Raw genomic sequence first — 15,925 nt, 5'->3', positions numbered from 1 at the left:
CCGTCGGTTCGGCACTTCGGTCGTGTACGTGGCGGTCTGTGATCAGTATCGAGGACGGACGAGGGGTCAGGCGCGGGGAGAGAGCTCCGCCATGGCGCTCCAGCCCTGGCCCGGCGTCTCGACGTGGATGATCTCCGGAGTCGTGGCGATGGCGCCGGCCAGCGTCTCCATGCCGGCCTTGAAGTGCTCCGACGCCACGTGCGCTGCGCCCGCCTCCGCGTCGGTGAAGGCTTCCAGGAGGGTGTACTTGTTCGGGTCGTCGACGCTGCGCGACCAGTCGTAGAAGAGGTTGCCCGGCTCGTTGCGGGTGGCTCGGGTGAAGTCGTCGACGATGGTGAGCCAGTTGTCGCTGTGCTCCGGACGGACGTCGAACCTGACGGCGATGAAGATCATGCGGCCCAGCCTGGCACGCGGCCGCCGCCCCCGTGCCCCCGGCGGGCCGGGATTCCGGCAGAGCCGGAAAACCCGGTACGGGAAGACCCGGTACGGGAAGACCCGGTACGGGAGAGGCCCGCGCGGGTCCCGCCGCCCGCCCGCGAGGCTCCGTGCGCCCGGCCCCGCGCCGCGAGGCTCCGTACCGCCCGGCCCTGTCAGGGAGCGCCGGCCGCGGCCCGCGCGAGCGCGGAGCGGATCTCCCTCGGGCGCCGCCGGAACTCCCCGCTCGGCAGCGACACCGAGAGGGCGTGCACCGCGTCGTCCTCCCTCGGCTGCGGGAGGACGACCGCCAGGCAGGTGTACGCGGGGTCGGCCTCCCCGACCGAGATCGCGAAGCCCTGCCCGCGCACGCGCGACAGCTCCGCCTCCAGCCGGTCGGCGCTGGTGATCGTGGCATCGGTCAGGCGGGCCATCCCGTGCTCGGAGAGGTAGCGGCGGCGGACCGGCCGGGGCAGTTCCGCGAGCAGCGCCTTGCCGTGGGCGGTGGCGTGCGCCCGGGTCTCGCGCCCCGGCGTGAACGGGTTCCCGGAATCCGTGACCGGGGCCGTCGTGTCGACGACGGTGATCTGGCCGCCCTGGTAGGCGGTGTAGTACGCCTCGGCACCGGTGGCACGGCGCAGCCCGGCCAGCAGGTCGGTGATGCGCTGAGCGGGCTCCAGATGCTCCAGCAGGCTCCGGTGCAGCCCGGGGATGCGCGGCCCCAGCACGTAACCCCGCGCCGTGCGGGCCAGGTAACCGCGTGCGGTGAGCGGGCCCAGGAGGTGGTAGGCGGTGGACAGCGAGCATCCCGTCCGGCGGGCCAGCGCCTTGGCGCTGACGGGCCCGGCCGCGTCGGACACGGCGTCCAGGATCTCCAGCGCACGGTCGACTGACTGCGGACCGGCGGCGTGCGGCATGGCGGGATCCCCCGGGATGAGCGACAGGACGGACCCCACGAGCCTACGGGGCACCTCCTCCCCTGCCGGAAGAGGCACCCCGTCGGCATCAGTGCGACGGTCGTGACGAGCCGGGCCCATGTCCCGCCCCCGATCCCCCTTCCGCGGCGGATGAGCCGGTGCCGCTGCTGCGCGGGCACGTCACCGGCGGGTGCTCTTGGCCGCCGGGCGGCGGCGGCCGCGGCCGCCGCCGCGGCGGGTCTTGCCCCACGGCTTGTGGATCGACACTGCCGTCGCCGTGACCAGCAGCCCCAGGGCGACGCTCATGACGATCACCAGCCGCAGGCTGAGGGATTCAGGGGCGCCGTCCACCTCCGCCTGTTCGCGCAGCCAGTGCTGGAGGAAGAAGTGGCGAGTCCCGCGTGGAGGAGGTCGAGGGCCTGCTGGAGGTCTTCGCGCAGGCGTCGGCCGACCGGGGTCAGGGCGACGCGTCGGCTCGTGCGGTCGAACAGCGTCACGCCGAGCCGGCGCTCCTGTCTGCCGATGGCCTGGCTGACGCCTGACGGCACCCTTCGATGGCCCCACATCGCGAAGGAGTTCACCGGCCGGGAGGAGATCCGCGCGGGGCTCGCGTGGGGACAGGGGCTGTGGGAGTTCTTCGTGCAGCAGGCCCACCCCGGCGCCATCCGGCTGGACGGCGACACCGCGGTCGGGATCGTGCACATCGAGGAGTTCGGGCGGATGCGCAACGGCGGCTCGCACCTGAACTACGCCCTCTACCACGACCGCTACCAGCGTACGTCCGACGGCTGGAAGTTCAGCGAGCGCGTCTACGAGGTCAGATACGTCGACTCCACCCCGCTCACGGGCGCGCCGCCCCGGCACCCCGGGCAGGGGAACGTCTGACGCTCGCCGGCGGCCGTGGCCGCGACACGTGCGCCCCGCCACGGCCCGGCTGAGGGCGGTGGCGGGGCACGCGGGGTCAGGACGGGGGGTAGGGCGCGTACGTGAGGCGGCGGGCCAGGTGGGCGGTGTTCGCCGCGAGGGTGGCGGTGGTGGCGGCCGTCTTCGCCGGGGTCTTGTCGAGGTCCTGGTAGTCGGTGCCCCCCATGGCCTCGCCCACCCAGTAGGTGACGGCGTTGGCCGGCAGGGTGAAGCCGCAGTCGTTGAGGCCCTGGAACAGCTCGGCGCTCACATGATGGGCACCGTCCTCGTTGCCGACCACGCAGATTCCGGCGACCTTCCCGTAGGTGAGCATCCTGCCTTCCTCGTCGCTCTCGCCGATCTCCGCGTTGAGGCGCTCCATGACGCGCTGGGCGACGCTGGAGGGGTGCCCGAGCCAGATCGGGGTGGCGAGGATCAGGATGTCGGTGCCCAGCACCGTCTCGCGGATCTCCGGCCAGGAGTCCCCCTCGCCCATGTCGATCGCCACGCCGGTCCGGACGTCGTGGTCGGCGATGCGGATGACCTTGCCGCTCACCCCGTGGCCGGCGAGGGCTTCCATGGTCTGCTCGGCCAGCAGTTGGGAACTCGACGGCTTCGGGGACGGGGACAGGGTGCAGACGAGGGCGACAGCGCGCAGCGGCGTGGTTTCGTTGGCTTCCATGCCGCCCGCCTGCCCCGGCGACCGGGTTCTACCGGGGCGTCTCAGGATGCGGCACATGTGGTCGCGTCGGGTCCGCGCCGGTGGGCCGGACGCGGACCCGGTGGGTCAGGGGGTGGAGCCGTAGGCGGTGTGGAGTTGTTCGAGGGTGTTCAGGCGTTCGGTCTCGTGGGCGCTCACGCGGTCGCGGACGGCATCGGCGGCCTGGGGGTCGGCTGCGACGTCGGGTTCGACGACGGCCCAGCCCGGCGCGCCGGCCTGGGTGGGGACGTCGATGACCGCGAGGTCGGTGCGGCCCGTCATCAGCACGGCCAGGAGCGCCAGGTACTCCCGCTGCATCACGGGCCCGAAGGCCTCCCCGTCCGGGCCCGCCAGCACCGCGGGATGGCCTTCGGCGAGCATCACGCAGGTGTCGCGTACGGCGGAGACGACCGCCGCGAAGCCCGCCGGACCGCACCGGGCGGCCAACGCCGCCAGGTACTGGTCCAGCACGTCCCCGTCCCCGTCCCCGCCTCCGGGTAACACACCCGGGAATTCCCGGTTTCCGTGCCCCACCGGCCCGCACCCCCGAACACCGGCCCGCCATCCGTGCGCACCCACCCTACGCCGCCCCGCCACCGCCGGACGGGGACTCGGAGAACCCCGTAGCCGACCGGCGTCCGGGCGACCGGCTGGCACCGGCCCCGGGGGCGGCGTTCAATGACAGGGTGGTGTCCTTGCGTGTCGACGTGCATGCCCACCTGTGGACGGCGGAGTACCTCGATCGCCTCGAACGGCTGGGAAAGACGGACACGGGTACCCAACGGGGCATCGGCGCCGATGCCACCGCCGCCGACCTGGAGCACCGTTTCGCGCTGATGGACCGGGCCGGGATCGGCCTTCAGGTGCTGTCGCCGGCCCCGCAGTGCCCCCACCTGGAGCGACGGTCCGACGCGGTGGCGCTCGCCCGCGCGGTGAACGACACGTACGCGGAGCTGGTGGCCCGCTTCCCCACGCGCTTCCGGGCCTTCGCCGCGGTTCCGCTGCCGCACCTCGACGCCGCCCTGGAGGAGACGGCACGGGCCCTGGACGAGCTCGGCGCGGTCGGCGTCGGTGTGACCACGACCGTACTCGGCCGTACCCTCGCCGACCCGCTGTTCCGGCCGCTCTACGCGGAACTCGACAGGCGTGGTGCCGTCCTCTGCGTGCACCCGGCCGGGGAGGGCGCCGCCAGTCCTCTGATCACCGGTCACGGCATGACGTGGATGGTCGGGGCACCCGTGGAGGACACGGTGGCGATGACGCACCTGATCCTGGCCGGGATCCCCGCCCGCTACCCCCGGCTTCGGATACTGGCATCACACCTGGGCGGAGCGCTGCCGCTCCTGCCCCCGCGCCTCGACGACCACCTCGCCTTCGAATCCCCCCACACCCCCGAACCGCCGTCGGTGGCCCTCTGCCGCCTCTGGTACGACACGGTCAGCCATGTGCACCCGCCGGCCCTGGTGGCCGCCGCCGCGACGTTCGGCGCGGAACGCCTCGTCCTGGGCACGGACTACCCGTACGAGGACGGGGAGACGTTCCTGCGAGCCGTGGACTACATCAGCGGGTCGGGGCTCGCAGCGCGGGAAGCGGAGATGATCCTCGACACCAACGCGGCCCGTCTGCTCGGCCTGAGCGGTACCTGACAGCCACTCCCGGACGGCCCTCAAGGGAGCCGCTACCGGCTGCCGCCTGTCCGGTCGAGCCGACCGATGCGTCTGCCCCGGGCCACTCGCACGACCAACCGGGATTCCGTCTTCCGCCGAAACGCGCCACCCACCTTGAATCCGAGTTTCTCCACCTTCACCACGACCTCCGAGGTGAATCCGAAGTCCTTGCTCGACTCGACCACGATCTCCCCGTCGGACATCGTTCCGTCCACGAGCGTCGTCACCATGTCCCGGAGAAGTGGTTCGGTGGCCAGGAAGGGATGCTTCAAAGCCTCAGCCGAGCCGTCCTGCCTGCGCCCACGCCAGCGGCCGCGGATCCTGCTGCGCTGCCATTGGTATGTGGCCCGATCGTATTGCCGCGAACGGATCGTGATGCTGCCGTCGGCCTCCCCGATGGGAAGCCCCTCCGTCGTCAGTGGCAGCCCGAGAGCCAGCCGAAGCTCATCGTCGCTCGCGCTGTCTGCCCCGGAGACGTGGATGAAGCCGGCTCCAGCCGACCGCAGGAGGCCCACCATCTCCTCCACCCACCCGCGCAGGAGGTAGCCATGGAGGTCACTGAGCGGATAGTAGCTGTCGGGGTCATGGGGGTGAGCCGCGTACACCCTGCCTTCGACGGGATGGCCCTCGGGAAAGGTGAAGCAGCTCGCCTCCCCGACTGTGGCCGGCGTGAGGCCCAGTTCACGAAGGCGGGATTTCCTCAGCGCGTCCATGACGCCGCCCACCGCCGCTCCGGCGAGTCCAAAGGCGATCTGGCCCACCAGGTCATGGCCTGCCTGGTAGCCGGCGTGCTGTCCGGCGAGGCCCATTCTTCGACTGGCCTGATCGTCGTCGATCGCCAGAAGTCTGCGTCGTTCCTGCGGGATCTCCATCAGGCTCACGGGACGATACCCCCCTACCAGGTCATCCGGTCACCAGCGCCGTCTTCGGGAAGGCCAGTCCTTTCCAGATCACCATGAACGTCGAACCCGCCGACAGCCGCCGGGAGATCGCCGGCGACGACGGTTGCCTTGCCCACTCTGCCCTTGCCCACCCCTGCCCTTGCCCACCCCTGCCCTTGCCCACCCCTGCCCTCGCCCACGAGCAGGGCTTCCCGGCTGCGTCCCTGGGCAAACCCCGCGGCGGCGAGCCGCTCGCGCAGCGCATCGGGGCCCGTGCGGGCCGGCCGGCGTCAGGGCGGTGCTCAGGCGCCGGTGCCCGTGCGGGCGCCGTACTTCCCGCCGCGGGATGCCAGTTCCTTGATCACGACGGCGGTGCGCCCGGTGGCGTACGCACGCCTGAGGGTGTCGTCGGAGCGGGTGAACTGCCCTACCGCGTCGTTCCGTCCGAGGGTGACGGCCCGGGCGACGTAGCGCGGGGAGTACGGCTTGGGCGCGCGGCCCTCGGTCAGGCGGGCCAGGGTGTCCACCGCGTGGGCGGCCTGCGGCGCGGCGAGCGCGCAGGCGAATCGGGCTCCGGGTACGGCCGCGCAGTCGCCCACGGCGAAGATCCGTTCGTCGTCGACGCTGCGCAGGCACCCGTCCACGAGCGCACGGCCTTCCGCGTCGACCGTGAGCCCGCTGCGTGCCGCGAGGTCGGGGACGCCCGACACGATGGCCCACAGGGTGAGGTCGGAGGCGAGGGCGGCTCCCGACCGGAGGCGCACGATGCCGTCGGTGACCTCCGTGGCTCCGTCGTCGACGATGTCGACCTTCAGCCGCTCCAGTCCCGACCGGACCCGCCGGCGGGGGCGGTCGGAGAAGCTCTCGGCGACCGCCGGGCCCACGATCCGTACCCGCAGGTCCGGCCTCGCCTCGGCGACCTCGGCCGCCGTCTCGATGCCCGTGGCGCCGCCGCCGATCACCGTGACCGTGCTGGCCGCGGGAAGTGCGGCGAGCGCCACGCGGGCCCGTTCCGCCCCTTCCCACGTCCCCACCGGGACCGTTCCCGGCATGGGTCGGGCCGTGCTGCCCACGGCGAGGAACGCGTAGTCGAAGCCGACGCGCGTTCCGTCGTCGAGCCGGACACCGCCGTCGCCGATCCTGTCCACGGTCGCGATCCGTGAGGTGATCCCCGCGCGGAGCATCGAGGTGAGGGGCGTCGCGGCGTCAGCGGTCCCCGCGAGCTGCTGGTGCAGCCGCACGCGTTCGACGAAGTCGGGGCGCGGGTTGATCACCGTGATCTCGGCGGTCCGCACCTTCCTGGCGAGCCGGTTCGCCGCGTACATGCCCGCGTATCCGGCGCCCACCACTACGACCTTCATGTCTGCCTCCTGTCTCGGTGACCGGTCGGTCGGACATGAGATGCCGGCGGACCGGCGTCTGTGACGCCCCGCCGGCGTGTCGTGCGTCACAGGGCACCGGTGTCACAGAGCGGTGGGGCCCGGCGTCTTGTGGACGACCCGTCCGAGACCAAGCCGCAGGAGTCACCGACATGAGCGACCAGGACGTCCGCCGTCCCGACCCCGCCACCGAGGCGTTCATCGCCCACCGCAGGCTGCTGTTCACCGTCGCCTACGAGATGCTCGGGTCGGCGGTGGACGCGGAGGACGTCCTCCAGGAGACCTGGCTGCGCTGGGTGGGCGTGGATCTCGACGCGGTGCGGGACCGGCGTGCGTACCTGGTCCGGATCACCTCCCGGCAGGCGCTCGGCCGGCTGCGTGCGCTCAGCCGGCGCAGGGAGTCGTACGTGGGACCCTGGCTGCCCGAGCCGCTGCTGACCGCACCGGACGCGGCCGAGGACGTCGAACTGGCCGACAGCATGTCGATGGCGATGATGCTGGTGCTCGAAACCCTCGCGCCGACCGAGCGGGCGGTGTTCGTGCTGCGCGAGGTGTTCGACCTCGGGTACGACGAGATCGCCGAGGCCGTCGGCAAGAGCCGGGCCGCGGTCCGGCAGATCGCCCACCGGGCGAGGGCCCACGTCGACGCGCGCCGGCCGCGCGGGGTCGTTTCCGCGGCCGAGTCCCGTGCCGCGCTCGGAGCCTTCCAACGAGCGGTCGAGACGGGTGATCTGCAGGGCCTGCTCGACCTCCTCGCGCCGGACGTCGTCGCCCTCAGCGACGGAGGCGGCATCAAGCAGGCCATGCCGCGTCCCCTCGTGGGGGCCGGCAAGGTCGCCCGCGCACTCGCCGCCGGCGTCGCGGTGTTCGGCCCCGCGTCGACCGTGGCACCGGCACGGGTCAACGGCCATCCCGCTCTGGTCATACGGATGGACGGGGAGATCGACATGGTCGTGGCGATGCGGATCGACGACGGCCTCGTCACCGGCCTCTACACCGTGCGGAACCCCGAGAAACTGACGCGCATGGAGCAGGAGACCGCCGTGGGCCGGTGACGCCGCCGAGGGTGTCGGAGCTTCAGCTGTCGCGCAGGGGCGCCGTCCAGGAGGCCTGCGTCCGGTCCTACGTGCGCTCCGCAGCCGTTTACCTCGCTCGTTGCCGAGGGAGGGCCTCCCGTCCGGGGGTGGGTGGTTCGGTTGGGTCAGGCTGCCGCGAGGGTGCGGCGGCCTTCGTGGAGGACGTTCCGACCGGCGTTCCAGTCCCGGTCACCACAGGCCACGACTTCGGCGTCCGGTACGGCAATTCTGTTCCGGGAAGGCCGCCTACGGCCGGTGGGCGGCTACGGCCCGTGGGCGGCTACGGCCCGTGGGCGGCTACGGCCCGTGGGCGGCTACGGCCCGTGGGCGGCTACGGCCGGTGGGCGGCTACGGCCGGTGGGCGGCTCGTCCGGTCGAGGAGAGCCACTGGGCGGCGAGGGTGGTGACCATCGCGCCGCCGGTGTCGCTCAGGTGGATGTGGTCGACGTACAGTTCGAGACCGTTGTCTCGGGCGGTCTCGTCCCAGCTGTGGCCCAGCAGGTAGTGCTTGGCGGCCGCGAGGTAGGCGGTGGTGAACCCGAAGTCGTAGGCGGGCCCGCGGCTCCTGTTCCGGAGGTGGCCGGTGAACTCCTCGTTCACGGGCACGTAGTCGACCCCGGCGCGGGTGGCGGTCTCCTTGATCGCGGTGTTGTAGTCGCGGAGCCGGTGGTTGATCCCGGAGTCCAGGTCTTCGCCGAGCGGGGGCAGGGACATCAGCGCGATCCGGGCGGACGTGGTGTCCTTCACGCGGTCGACGATCGCCGCGAGGTTGTCCCGGTACTCCTGCGGGGGAACGCCGTCGCGGACGTCGTTGGCGCCGATGAGGAGGGTGACCGCATCCGGGTCGCAGGCCGCGATGTCCCTGTCGACGCGCCCGCGGAGGTCCGCGCTGGTGTTGCCGTTGTCGCCGGCGTTGACGAACTCGAATCCGCGGAACTCAGGCCGTCTGCGCAGGTCGCCGACCCAGTCCCGGCCCAGCGTCCCCTGGGTCATGCTCGCGCCGGCCGCGACGACCACCGGTCCGCTCGCCTTCGGGCGCCCGTCGGCGCAGGCGCTCGCGGGCGGATGCGCGGGCGTGCGCAGGAACGTCAGGTAGCCGACCGTGCCGGCGACCCCCAGGAGGACGAGGAGCAGCGCGGACAGGGTGATGACGATCCGCTTCCTCGTCAGTGCGCCGGGCACCGGGCGGGCGGCGCCGGTGGTCTGGGTGGTTTCCGTGGTTCCGAGGGGCGTACGACGCATGACGAACCTCCGGGTCAGGAAGGGGGGTTAGTGAACACTAACCTCGCCTCAGGGTGCGCTAGTGTTCACTAACTGTCAAGCGGAGAAAGGAAGGACCCGTCGTGAGCACACGTGAGCGGATCCTCGACGCGGCCTCGGAGATCCTGCGCACCCGGGGCGTCGTACACGCCACGACCAAGGAGATCGCGCGGGCGACCGGCGTGTCGGAGCCCACGCTGTACAAGTACTTCGGGGACAAGGAACGGCTGCTGCTCGCCGTCCTCGAAGAAAGGGTGCCCGGTCCGTCCCGCGTCCCGGTCCGCCCGGGCGAGGGGGACGTCGCGGAGAACCTCGCCGAGCTCGCCCACGCGGTCCTGGACTTCTACCGGCGTTCGATTCCGATGCTGGGTGCGCTCCTGGCGGATCCGCAGCGCATGGCGGCGCACCGTACGGCCATGAGCCGGCACGGCGCCGGCCCCGAGAAGGCGGTCGCCGGATTCGCCGCGTACCTCCGCGCCGAGCAGGCTCTCGGGCGCGTCGCGCAGGACGCGGACCCCGACGCGTACGCGGCCCTGCTGGTCGGCGGATGCTTCCACGAGGCGTTCCTGCGCTACTACGCCCTGGGCGCGGACGCCGGCGCCGCCCCGCGCTCCCACGCCGAAGCCCTCACCCGGGCGCTCGTCGGACCACTGCTCTGACCCGCCGGGGGCCCGGTCCCGTCAGGAGAGGTGCTGCCCCCCGCCGAACCGGCAGGAACTCCGTACCGCGATGACGTCGTGGCCGGCTCGAAGCCCCTCAGACGTCGTCGAAGCGGAGGCGGGCGTTCTCGATGTCGCCCAGGTAGTGGTGGGTCCAGTCGCACATGCCGTCGACGACGGCCCGCAGGGCGCGGCCCGGCTCCGTGAGGGTGTACTCGACGCGCGGCGGCACGGTGGGGTGCACGGTCCGTTCGACCAGGCCGTTGCGCTCCAGCAGGCGCAGGTTCTGCGTGAGCATCTTGTGGCTGATGCCCTCGATCCCGTTGCGCACCTCCGTGAAGCGCAGCGTGCGGTCGCCCACCGCCTCGATGATCAGCAGGGCCCATTTGTTGGCGATGTCGGTGAAGATCTCTCGTGCCAGGGAATCCGCGCGCGTCACATCCGCTTCGTCCTCGGCAGTGCCCTTGAGCTGCTTGGTCACCTTCAGGTTCCCCAGTTTCGGAAAAGTGCGTTCTTCCAGGTCGACTGCCACTCTCCTACGGTTACCCGGTAACCACAAGAGAGCATTGAACACGTGGAGGACAGCCATGACCGTCACCCTGCTGAACCCCGGCGGACTGCCCGTGATCGACGCGTACCGGCAGGTGGCGATCGCGTCCGGTTCGAAGATGGTCTTCGTCGCCGGGCAGGTCGCCTGGGACGCCGCGGGAACCACGATCGGCCGGGACGACCTGGCCGCACAGGTCGAGCGTTGCTACCTGAACGTCGCTACCGCCCTGGCGGGGGCCGGCGGTTCCTTCGACGACGTGGCGAAGCTGACCGTCTACGTGGTCGACTGGACGCCCGACAAGATGCCCCTGCTCATGGAGGGCATCTCCCGGGCCTCCGCCAGGCTCGGCGCCGTGTCCGCACCCCCGGCCACCCTGATCGGCGTGGCAGCCCTGGACGTGCCCGAGCACCTCGTAGAGATCGAGGCCACCGCGGTCCTCGGCTGATCCGGTCAGGCCGGCAGGGAGGGGTACGCCCAGGACGTCCCGGCCCGGCCGTCGGGGAGCGCGGCGCCGGGGGCGGGTGGGCGGTGCACGCTGCGCCTCGGGGGAAGCAAAATGCGTCGACAGCGCCCCTCGGACCCGGCAAAGTGCCCTTCCGTGACGAGCAGTGAACTGTGGAGCCGTGCGACCGCCGACCGCTACGACGCCGAGGAAGCCGAAGCCTCCTCGGCTGCCGTTCTCGGACCGGCCCTCGCCTTCCTCGCCGAACTCGCCGGAGACGGCCGGGCACTGGAGTTCGCCATCGGAACCGGACGCGTGGGAGTCCCGCTCCGGGAACGCGGCGTGCCGGTGGTGGGCATCGAACTGTCCGAGCACATGGCCGCGGTGCTGCGCCGCAAGATCGACGAGGACCTGCTCCCGGTGGTCATCGGGGACATGGCCACCACCGTCGTTCCCGGCGGGTTCACCCTCGTCTACCTCGTCTACAACACCATCACGAACCTGCTCACCCAGGACGAGCAGGTCGAGTGCTTCCGCAACGCCGCACGGCATCTGGAGCCCGGCGGCCGGTTCGTCATCGAGCTGGGTGTGCCACCGCTGCGGTTCCTGCCGCCCGGCCAGGTCGCGGTGCCGTTCGACGTCTCCGAGCGGCATCTCGGTTTCGACACCTTCGACCTGGTCGAACAGGTCCTGGTCTCGCACCACTTCACCCGCGACGGCGAGGACGGCCGCTACCGCCGCGAGAACTCCCGGCACCGGTACGCCTGGCCGGCGGAACTCGACCTGATGGCGCGGATCGCCGGGCTGGAGCCGGAACGGCGCGTCGCGGACTGGGACGGGACGCCGTTCACCCAGGACTCGGCGAAGCACGTCTCCGTGTGGCGCAAGCCGGCCTGAGCGCCGGCCGCCGGGTCGTCGGCGTAGGCCGCGGCTGTCTGCCGACGGTCGGCGGAGTCAGCGCTTGCGTCCGCCGCCGCCCAGCACCACGCCACGCGGCGCCGGAACGCGCGCCCGCGGTACCGGAGGCCGCGACGGGTCCATCCGTACGGGCCCGGCCGGGCCGGCGGACCGTCCGCCGGACCGGCCGGGCCCCGGCGGCTCACGGATCACCGGGGGACACCCCTTAGGCTCGCCTGCGGCGCGGCACGAGCAAGGAGGGGAACTCGCGTTGGGCGAGCAGACGTACGACGAGGTGTTCGACAGCCCCGAGGGCCAGGCCGGCCTGACAGCCGCCGTGAAGCACTACGAGAAGGTCTTCCTGCCAGGAGCCGACGAGGACCGGAAGTACTACCGCGGCCTCACCCTGGAGGAGGCCGCGCGCTCTGCGGGGCTCCTTCTGCGGCACGACGGGCAGCGGCACGGTCATGCCGAGCGGTGGGTCCAGGGACCGAAGAAGGAGGAGGACAAGGCCGGGCGCACGGCGCGCCGTGAAGCCTCGCTCATCGCGTTCTCGGAGGAGCTCGTGGAGCGCGCCGGGGCGCTGCACGAGAACATGCCCTTCCCCGGGATCCACGCCGTCGTCGAGGAGGCCGCCGCCGCCCTCGGCCGACGCCTCGGGGGCGTGCGTCCGTTCAAGCCGTCCGACCTGCTGCGCTACGACGCCGCGCTGATGCTGGCCTGGCACCTCGGGGGAGAACCGCAGGAGGTGTGGTTGCACTCGGGTACCGATTGGGGATACCGCAGCCTCGGCTTCCGCAAGGAGTCTGGTCAGACGACCGCGAACCTCGACGGCCTTCCGGTGCCGTTCCGGGGACTGGACGCGTGGCAGGTCGAGGACATCCTGTGCAGCTACAAGGAGGTGTTCTGGCAGCTAGGGCGCGGCGAGGGCGTGAACGCGTCCCGGTTCGCCGAGATCGCGGCCAAGCGGCAGGAGATGAACTGCGGCCACACCCGCTGCGCGGCAGCCTGCTGAGCCGACTGCCGCCCTGGCCCAGGGCCCGGGCCCGGGGCCCGGACCACCCGTGTTGCCCCGCCCGCACGCGGATGTGGATCATGTGCGTACCGGGGTGGTGGCGCACGGACGCGCGGACGTGGCATCGGCAGGAGGGCGGGGTGTGATGGCGTCGGAGGGGCTCGGATGGGAGGACGGCGTCCAAGGCGCGGTGTCGCCGGTGTGGCTGTTGCTGGGGCCCGCGATGCGGGGACGGCTCAGCCACGTCCTGTCCTCGGCGTTCACCGAGGCGTTCGGGGCGGGCGCTGCCGTGCTGTCGGAGCACGTGCTGTACGGCGTCCGCGGGGGCGAGTTGACCCTGGAGGACCTCGCCGGGCGCCGGATCGCCGCGCCGCGGGTGGTGTACGCGCGTCTGTCGACCGACCGGATCGTGCGGGACCGGGAGATCACCCTGCTGCGGCATCTGGAGCGCATGGGCGTGCGGGTGGTCAACGACGCCGACGCGTATCTGGTGTGCATGAACAAGTTTCAGCAGCTGCAGGACCTGGCCGTGGCCGGGCTCCCGGTGCCCGACACCCAGTCCTACGCCGACGCCGACCTGGCGGAGGTCGTGGGGCGGATGCCCGGCTGGGAGGGTCCGCGGGTGGTGAAGGCCGCGCGCGGCAACCGGGGCAGCCGGGTCTTCCTCGCCCCCGACCGGGCCCTGCTCGCGGACATCGCGGGGAGCCTGCGGCAGGACGTGCCGTACCTCTTCCAGGACTACGTGGCCGCCTCCCGGGGCCGGGACCTGCGCGTGGTGGTCGTCGGCGGTCACGTCGTGGCGGCGCAGGTCCGGACGAACGAGGGCGGCGGGTTCAAGTCCAACCTGGCACAGGGCGGGACACCCGATCCCTGCCTGGGGCGGTACCCGCAGGGCGAGGAACTCGCCCTGCGGGCGGCGAAGACCCTGGGCGTCGACGTGGCGGGGGTGGACCTCCTGTTCACCGGCGACGACGCGTTCACCGTGTGCGAAGTCAACCCCTGCCCCAACTGGACCGCTGCCCTGCCCCAGGTCACGCCCGCGATCGTCGCCGCCTGCGCGGCGCTGCTGCCCCACGCCTGAGACCGCGTGCCCGCTCCGCCCGCCCGTCCGCCCGTCCGCCCGTCCGGGGCCGTGCGCGGAAGGCCGGACGGGAACGGCCCGTACACGCGCACGCACTCTGTGATGCGATCATGACATCATGCCCGAAGCCCTCCCCCTGCACGGCCACTTGGTGCGCCTGGAACCCATGGTCCCCGCCCACGCCGAAGGCCTGCTGGCCGCGGCCACCGAGGACCGCAGCACGTACGGCTACACCTACGTCCCCGCCGACGCCGCCGCGATCGACCGGTACATCGAGCGCGCCCGCCTCGACGGTGAAGCCCACCAGGCCGTCACCTACACCATCCTGCGCGCGGAGGACGGGAAGATCGCCGGCACCAGCAGGCTGCGGGACCTCGAACACTGGCACGCCGGCGTGTGGCCGCCCCGCCCCGGCCACACCAACCCCGACACCATCCCCGACGCCGGCCAGATCGGCTCCACCTGGCTCGCCCCCTGGGCCCAGCGCACCGGCATCAACACCGAGGCCAAGCACCTGCTGCTCCGCCTGGCCTTCGACCAGTGGAACGTCCACCGCGTCTCCCTGCACGCCGACGCCCGCAACGCCCGCTCCCGCGACGCCATCGAACGCCTCGGCGCCGCCTTCGAAGGCATCCGCCGCGCCCACTTCCTCGCCGCCGACGGCGGCATACGCGACTCCGCCCTCTACTCCATCACCCGCGACGACTGGCCCCGCGTCAGCGAACGGCTCACCCGGAAGCTGGGCCGCCACCCCGTCGGCTGACCGATCCGGCGGCATCGGCTGCACACGTCGTGTCCGGACCGTCCGTGACCAGGCACGCGCACGCTTCGTTGATCGAACATGACCGCATTCCGGAAGATCATCACGGGCATGTCCGCAACGGCCGCGGCCTGCGGCCTCGTCTTCGCCGCCCAGTCCCCGGCCGCCGCCGACGGGAAGTGGTGCAACCACTCCGTCTGCATCCAGACCTACGACACCGGGACCTACCTGGGCAGGGTCGAGGTGTCGGTGACCAACACCAACCAGCCGCACACGATCTCCGCGCGGGTATGGACCACCAACGGCTGGAGCGCGAGGACGAAGACCGAGAACGTCGCCGCGTTCCGGACCTACCGGGACCAGGCCTACCCCCAGCGCCACTTCCCGTCCGGCACCCGGCTGTGCGCGGAAGGCTTCCGCGGCGGCGCCAGCGTCGGCCTTCCCTGCGTCACCCTCACCGCCTGACCCGGCCGGCCCGCCTGACCCGGCCGGCCCGCCTGACCCGGCCGGCCCGCCCGGCCCGCCCGGCGCCGCCCGCCCGCCGGCCTCAGCGCCGGATGCGGAATGCACCGTTCGGGGACCGGCTGCCCGTCCTGGCCGGGAGGATGGTGTGATGACGGTCTCACATGAACCAGTGATGGAGTTGGTCCGGGCGTCACTGCTGCCGGTGGAGGACAAGCTGACGCCCCGGCGGGACCTGCCGGCGTGCCGCGTGGTGCTCGAGGTGGCGCGGGCCACCGAGATGACGGACGGGCTGCATCCGATCCACGACCTGGCCGCGGGGGCGGGAGTGGCCGCGTCCGGCCTGACGTTCTGGCTCGCGGAGGAGCGGCACATGGACGTCGAGGAGGTCCTGGGGCGGATGCCGGGGGACGGCCCCCAGGCAGCGGTGGCCGGCATGCTGCGCACGCTGATGACGGGCCCCAAGGGGATGGCCCAGGCCGCCGACTGGCTGATGACGCTCTTCGACCGGGACCAGGACGCGTACCTCGACCTCATCGTCGACCTGGGGGCGTACGCAGCCGTGTGCATCGAGATCCTGGACGGCCTCGGCGTCAGCGACGTGGAGCGGTCCCTGGACGACCTGGAGGAGATGCTGCGCGACTACTACGGCACCAGCGAGTAGGGCACGACGCCGCCCGCCGCCCGCCGTCCAGGCCGTGACGCACGCCCGGACGGCGCGCGCGGCCGCGACGCCGGCCGGCCGGCGCCCGGGAAGCGCCGGCCGACGCGGCCCCACGCGTGCGGGACCTCCTCGCCGGACCCCCGACCGGGCGGCCCCCGGACGGCCCCCGGACGGCGCGCGCTCGTCGTCGCCCGCGAC

21 protein-coding genes are annotated in these 15,925 nt (G+C 72.4%); 11 read left to right on the top strand and 10 right to left on the bottom strand.

Features of this window, described 5'->3' with window-relative positions; all coding sequences use genetic code 11:
- Positions 1–66: 66 nt before the first annotated feature.
- The 4 genes from AC069X_RS21210 to AC069X_RS21195 all read right to left on the bottom strand — a co-directional run bounded on the left by AC069X_RS21210 (position 67) and on the right by AC069X_RS21195 (position 1,897).
- Complete coding sequence (locus tag AC069X_RS21210) at positions 67–393, bottom strand: putative quinol monooxygenase (protein WP_478730230.1); 327 nt, start codon at positions 391–393, stop codon at positions 67–69.
- Between the two features lie 197 nt (positions 394–590).
- The gene (locus AC069X_RS21205; RefSeq protein WP_478730228.1) at positions 591–1,331 is read right to left on the bottom strand and encodes an IclR family transcriptional regulator; all 741 of its coding nucleotides are present in this window, start codon (positions 1,329–1,331) and stop codon (positions 591–593) included.
- Between the two features lie 180 nt (positions 1,332–1,511).
- A complete protein-coding gene (locus AC069X_RS21200; RefSeq protein WP_478730226.1) occupies positions 1,512–1,646 on the bottom strand; it encodes a hypothetical protein in 135 nt (44 codons plus the stop codon).
- Positions 1,643–1,897, bottom strand: a complete 255-nt coding sequence (locus AC069X_RS21195; protein WP_478730224.1) for a LysR family transcriptional regulator — start codon at positions 1,895–1,897, stop codon at positions 1,643–1,645. The genes AC069X_RS21200 and AC069X_RS21195 overlap by 4 nt, the downstream gene beginning before the upstream one ends.
- Here AC069X_RS21195 and AC069X_RS21190 point away from each other — a divergent pair.
- Positions 1,854–2,216: a nuclear transport factor 2 family protein gene (locus tag AC069X_RS21190; RefSeq protein WP_478730222.1), complete on the top strand. Its 363-nt coding sequence runs from the start codon at positions 1,854–1,856 to the stop codon at positions 2,214–2,216. The two genes, AC069X_RS21195 and AC069X_RS21190, sit on opposite strands and share 44 nt — an antisense overlap.
- Positions 2,217–2,292: 76 nt before the next feature.
- Here the strand turns inward: AC069X_RS21190 and AC069X_RS21185 are convergent, their stop codons facing one another.
- Complete coding sequence (locus AC069X_RS21185) at positions 2,293–2,916, bottom strand: flavodoxin family protein (RefSeq protein ID WP_478730220.1); 624 nt, start codon at positions 2,914–2,916, stop codon at positions 2,293–2,295.
- 105 nt (positions 2,917–3,021) lie between these two features.
- Positions 3,022–3,405, bottom strand: coding sequence for a hypothetical protein (locus AC069X_RS21180; RefSeq protein ID WP_478730218.1), 384 nt, complete (start codon positions 3,403–3,405; stop codon positions 3,022–3,024).
- Between the two features lie 224 nt (positions 3,406–3,629).
- Here AC069X_RS21180 and AC069X_RS21175 point away from each other — a divergent pair, with 224 nt between their 5' ends.
- A complete protein-coding gene (locus AC069X_RS21175; protein ID WP_478730216.1) occupies positions 3,630–4,580 on the top strand; it encodes an amidohydrolase family protein in 951 nt (316 codons plus the stop codon).
- Positions 4,581–4,612: 32 nt separating this feature from the next.
- On the opposite strand, the gene AC069X_RS21170 is transcribed toward AC069X_RS21175, so the two are convergent.
- Both AC069X_RS21170 and AC069X_RS21165 read right to left on the bottom strand, forming a co-directional pair.
- Positions 4,613–5,482 carry a hypothetical protein gene (locus AC069X_RS21170; RefSeq protein ID WP_478730214.1) on the bottom strand — a complete coding sequence of 290 codons (870 nt, stop codon included), beginning with the start codon at positions 5,480–5,482 and terminating at the stop codon, positions 4,613–4,615.
- A 302-nt stretch (positions 5,483–5,784) separates the two neighbouring features.
- Positions 5,785–6,843, bottom strand: coding sequence for an NAD(P)/FAD-dependent oxidoreductase (locus tag AC069X_RS21165; protein ID WP_478730212.1), 1,059 nt, complete (start codon positions 6,841–6,843; stop codon positions 5,785–5,787).
- A 170-nt stretch (positions 6,844–7,013) separates the two neighbouring features.
- Between AC069X_RS21165 and AC069X_RS21160 the strand changes: the two genes are divergently transcribed.
- Positions 7,014–7,916 carry an RNA polymerase sigma-70 factor gene (locus AC069X_RS21160; RefSeq protein WP_478730210.1) on the top strand — a complete coding sequence of 301 codons (903 nt, stop codon included), beginning with the start codon at positions 7,014–7,016 and terminating at the stop codon, positions 7,914–7,916.
- A gap of 369 nt (positions 7,917–8,285) precedes the next feature.
- On the opposite strand, the gene AC069X_RS21155 is transcribed toward AC069X_RS21160, so the two are convergent.
- On the bottom strand, positions 8,286–9,179 hold the full coding sequence (locus AC069X_RS21155) for an SGNH/GDSL hydrolase family protein (RefSeq protein ID WP_478730208.1): 894 nt from the start codon (positions 9,177–9,179) through the stop codon (positions 8,286–8,288).
- Positions 9,180–9,280: 101 nt separating this feature from the next.
- Between AC069X_RS21155 and AC069X_RS21150 the strand changes: the two genes are divergently transcribed.
- Positions 9,281–9,856: a TetR/AcrR family transcriptional regulator gene (locus tag AC069X_RS21150; RefSeq protein ID WP_478730206.1), complete on the top strand. Its 576-nt coding sequence runs from the start codon at positions 9,281–9,283 to the stop codon at positions 9,854–9,856.
- A 97-nt stretch (positions 9,857–9,953) separates the two neighbouring features.
- On the opposite strand, the gene AC069X_RS21145 is transcribed toward AC069X_RS21150, so the two are convergent.
- A complete protein-coding gene (locus AC069X_RS21145) occupies positions 9,954–10,337 on the bottom strand; it encodes a winged helix-turn-helix transcriptional regulator (RefSeq protein WP_478730205.1) in 384 nt (127 codons plus the stop codon).
- 106 nt (positions 10,338–10,443) lie between these two features.
- Here AC069X_RS21145 and AC069X_RS21140 point away from each other — a divergent pair, with 106 nt between their 5' ends.
- The 7 genes from AC069X_RS21140 (at position 10,444) to AC069X_RS21110 (ending at position 15,727) form a co-directional block, all read left to right on the top strand.
- The gene (locus AC069X_RS21140; RefSeq protein ID WP_478730203.1) at positions 10,444–10,851 is read left to right on the top strand and encodes a RidA family protein; all 408 of its coding nucleotides are present in this window, start codon (positions 10,444–10,446) and stop codon (positions 10,849–10,851) included.
- A 153-nt stretch (positions 10,852–11,004) separates the two neighbouring features.
- Positions 11,005–11,745, top strand: coding sequence for a class I SAM-dependent DNA methyltransferase (locus AC069X_RS21135; RefSeq protein WP_478730201.1), 741 nt, complete (start codon positions 11,005–11,007; stop codon positions 11,743–11,745).
- Positions 11,746–12,016: 271 nt separating this feature from the next.
- Entirely contained in the window at positions 12,017–12,760 is a 744-nt protein-coding gene (locus AC069X_RS21130) for a hypothetical protein (RefSeq protein ID WP_478730199.1), read from the top strand.
- 145 nt (positions 12,761–12,905) lie between these two features.
- A complete protein-coding gene (locus tag AC069X_RS21125; RefSeq protein WP_478730198.1) occupies positions 12,906–13,841 on the top strand; it encodes a RimK family alpha-L-glutamate ligase in 936 nt (311 codons plus the stop codon).
- Positions 13,842–13,959: 118 nt separating this feature from the next.
- The gene (locus tag AC069X_RS21120) at positions 13,960–14,604 is read left to right on the top strand and encodes a GNAT family N-acetyltransferase (protein ID WP_478730196.1); all 645 of its coding nucleotides are present in this window, start codon (positions 13,960–13,962) and stop codon (positions 14,602–14,604) included.
- 108 nt (positions 14,605–14,712) lie between these two features.
- Entirely contained in the window at positions 14,713–15,066 is a 354-nt protein-coding gene (locus AC069X_RS21115; protein ID WP_478730194.1) for a hypothetical protein, read from the top strand.
- A 148-nt stretch (positions 15,067–15,214) separates the two neighbouring features.
- Positions 15,215–15,727 carry a hypothetical protein gene (locus AC069X_RS21110; protein WP_478730192.1) on the top strand — a complete coding sequence of 171 codons (513 nt, stop codon included), beginning with the start codon at positions 15,215–15,217 and terminating at the stop codon, positions 15,725–15,727.
- Positions 15,728–15,925 lie beyond the last annotated feature (198 nt).

The organism is Streptomyces sp. NPDC043896 (assembly GCF_056435605.1).
This window is presented reverse-complemented; position numbering and strand designations above follow the sequence as displayed.